A 3004-nucleotide genomic window follows, 5' to 3' on the forward strand; every position below is an offset into this window, starting at 1 on the left:
TTTTTTATCTGAATAATCAAAATGCATGATTTGCCCTGGTACCTCCCGGCAAACATGAACAAAAAATTCCAAATCCTCTTGGTGCACAGTTTCAACATCATTTCCTTCTTGAGATACCACCGGTTCACAAATAGGCGTACCACACAAAAATAAATACTTCTGAAAATCAATGGCACTCAAAAGTTCGCGAGCTTTTCGTATTTTTTCATGCGTCATGCGTAGGTAAAATCCTTGTCCATTAGATTCAAATCGATAAACACAGTTAATTTGATTATTGATAAGCTTAAGATGGGTAGGGTTTTTTACCCATTTTTGCGCCGCATGGTTCGCTGTTGTATCCGTAATTTTTTTTAACGTGATCTCCCAAATCATGCTTGAATACCTTTGTTGTTTAGATAATCAGCCCTGGATAATCGATAAAGCACATGTCGTCTCAAGGGACTATTAGGCTCCAATTTGGGATGGTCAAAATCATCCTTGGTATTGTGATGTAAACCAATTTTTTCCATAACACGTCTTGAAGCTAGATTATTCACTGTTGTAAATGAAACTACTTCGGGAATATTTAAAGAGGTAAAGGCATAATGCAAAACTGCTTTTGCTCCTTCCGTAGCATAACCCTGATTCCAATGTGTTGAGGAAAGTCTCCAGCCGATTTCAACAGAGGGAGTAAAGTCCGCTTCAAAAGAAGGGGTCATTAACCCTAAAAATCCTATCATTTCCCCTGTACTTTTCAGTTCAACAGCATACAAAGAAAATCCCTTCTCTTTATAATGTGCAATAATCCGCTCAATGCCTGCTTTTGTAGCACTCTTACTCCCTATTCCTGGTAAAAATTGGCATACTTTTTTGTCTTGATCAATAAGTGCCATAGGATCAAGATCAGCTTCCTGCCATGTTCGTAAAATCAGACGGGGAGTTTCAAGAATATTCATGGGACCCTCTATAAGTAAGCATGTTTATCATGAGTAGGTAATTGGGATCTTCACTGTATTGCGTGGGAACAAAACCAGCCTTTTGATAGCACGCTATGGCTTGTTCGTTTCCAATTTGAGGATCAACGACAACGGCTTTAAATCTGTAGAGTTGTTTTGCAATAAAATGCCTTATAATTTGTCTACCCAACCCTACTCCACGACACGATGGCTCTGCAATAAAAAGGTCGATACCAGCCAATTGTTCAGGTGTAGCCTTGTCAAACAAGGAAGCATTATGTCCTGAAATTCCTTCGGGTAAATGGTCGGCAAGACAGTAATATTGAATAAAACCAATTGGTTTTTGATCCAAATAAATAATAAAACTCGGGACTGGATCCATGCCTTCAATGCGGGGTAAGTACTTTGCCCTAATATCTTCCAAAGAAAACTGTTGATTTCGTGCATACCCTTGTTTCACTGTAGGCTCTGCAAACCATTGGGTCATTAAGTTCAAATCTTTTTGACTCAATGGTTTAAATTCCAGATTCTGATTTTTACTCCCATAAACTAAGGAAGTCCAATCCAAAATACAACGCGCTGACTCCTCTGCTGAAAGGAGGCTCACATCTAGAGTCATTTCATACGGCTCTTTGCTAAAATAAACGTCTTCTTCAAACAATCTTTTTGTAATAAGCGCCTCATCTTGTGTTTTAAAATAGCCTTTTCTATCTGAGTCTTTTAAGCGTTTAACAAGCTCTGCACCATTACAAATCAGTCGGATAGGAACAAACACAGCTCCCCGTTTTTGAGCAACGGTTTGTACTTGATTAAAAAATTCCTGATGCCAAGAATTATTCGCTAAGAGCTCATAGGTAATAACAAAGCTCGCTTCTTTAGAGCAAACCGCAGTCATCGTATCAAAAATCACATCACGAGCTTTGTTAAGCGCTGCCCATCCTTTATCATCAAGAGACCAAAATACTTGAGCATCGTTACCTAAAAGTTTTAGAACCGGATCGATCCAAGCATGGTGATGCGCTAATCGAAACTGAGGGGCCAGCGTTGTAATTGCCTCGCCTATGGTTTTTTTACCGGTACCTGCAATACCCATCAAGAGTATTATCATATTCGTCGGCATCATTTATTAAAATCCTGTCACAATACTTTACTCTTCTTTATGTTTAAGCACACGCATCAAGTGCGCCACATCATATGGGCTACGGAGTTCAATGAATTTCACTTTTGGATATTGGTTCTTTAAGACATTTAATAAAGGGTTAATCCGTTGTTCATAGTTCCACATATAACTTAATAGCGACCATCGGACCGTTTCATTGCAACCAGCGGCTCTATCATCAATTTCTGAAGCCTTATAAAACAAGCGCTTAAATACCCGCCAATAACATAGCCACTTGGGTAAATTAAAGTACAAGCACATATCGGCTTCGCGATAACGTATCTCAAATGATTTGCTGGAATTACCATCAATAATCCAGCAAGGCTTAGCAGCTAATTCTTTTTGGAGTGACAAAAAATTCTCATATTCTCGTGGCACCCAATCGGCAATAAAAAAATATTTATCTAAATGGAACAATGGAATATTTAGACTCTTTTGCAACATAACAGAAAAAGTGGACTTGCCACTTCCTGGTCTACCAATAATCATGATACGTTGTAACTTTATCATTTCATTCAGAGTTTAATTTACAGTTTTCTTTTCTTATAGATGCAAATGATTGTTGTATTCATCCGCTACACTATCTAAAACGTTAAGTAGTCTGTTCTTCACTTAACTGTTTAAGTACAGTTTTTATCGTGGCATGAGAAAAACCTCGACCACTTAAGAAACGAGCCAATTTTGTATTTATTGCCTCATCTGTCTCATTCTTAAATCCACGCATTTTTTTCCGAGCTTCATCCAGGGCGCGAACATCTTCCAGTTCAATATGTTCTAAGACTTGCTCAATCACTTCTTCTTTAACGCCCTTCTGTTTTAATATTTCTTGAATAAAACGGTTTCCTTTATGGATATAACGGGCACTTAATGATTCAGCCAAACGATTATCATTAATTAAATGTAATTCCCG

Annotated in this window: 4 protein-coding genes and 1 pseudogene; all 5 read right to left on the minus strand. The window is 38.0% G+C overall.

The window, feature by feature from the left end; translation table 11 throughout:
- Positions 1-372, minus strand: a pseudogene (locus Lani_RS13385) (phosphotransferase enzyme family protein); the annotation flags it as partial.
- A complete protein-coding gene (locus Lani_RS13390; RefSeq protein WP_014845027.1) occupies positions 369-935 on the minus strand; it encodes a GNAT family N-acetyltransferase in 567 nt (188 codons plus the stop codon). The gene Lani_RS13390 and the pseudogene Lani_RS13385, both read right to left, overlap by 4 nt.
- The gene (locus Lani_RS19800) at positions 922-2058 is read right to left on the minus strand and encodes a GNAT family N-acetyltransferase (RefSeq protein WP_014845026.1); all 1137 of its coding nucleotides are present in this window, start codon (positions 2056-2058) and stop codon (positions 922-924) included. The genes Lani_RS13390 and Lani_RS19800 overlap by 14 nt, the downstream gene beginning before the upstream one ends.
- Positions 2059-2082: 24 nt before the next feature.
- Entirely contained in the window at positions 2083-2604 is a 522-nt protein-coding gene (locus tag Lani_RS13400; protein ID WP_014845025.1) for a P-loop NTPase family protein, read from the minus strand.
- Between the two features lie 82 nt (positions 2605-2686).
- Positions 2687-3004 (minus strand): regulatory protein RecX (locus Lani_RS13405; RefSeq protein ID WP_058388608.1); only part of this gene is annotated, 318 nt, incomplete at its 5' end.

The organism is Legionella anisa (assembly GCF_001467525.1).
In the GTDB taxonomy this organism is placed as follows: domain Bacteria; phylum Pseudomonadota; class Gammaproteobacteria; order Legionellales; family Legionellaceae; genus Legionella; species Legionella anisa.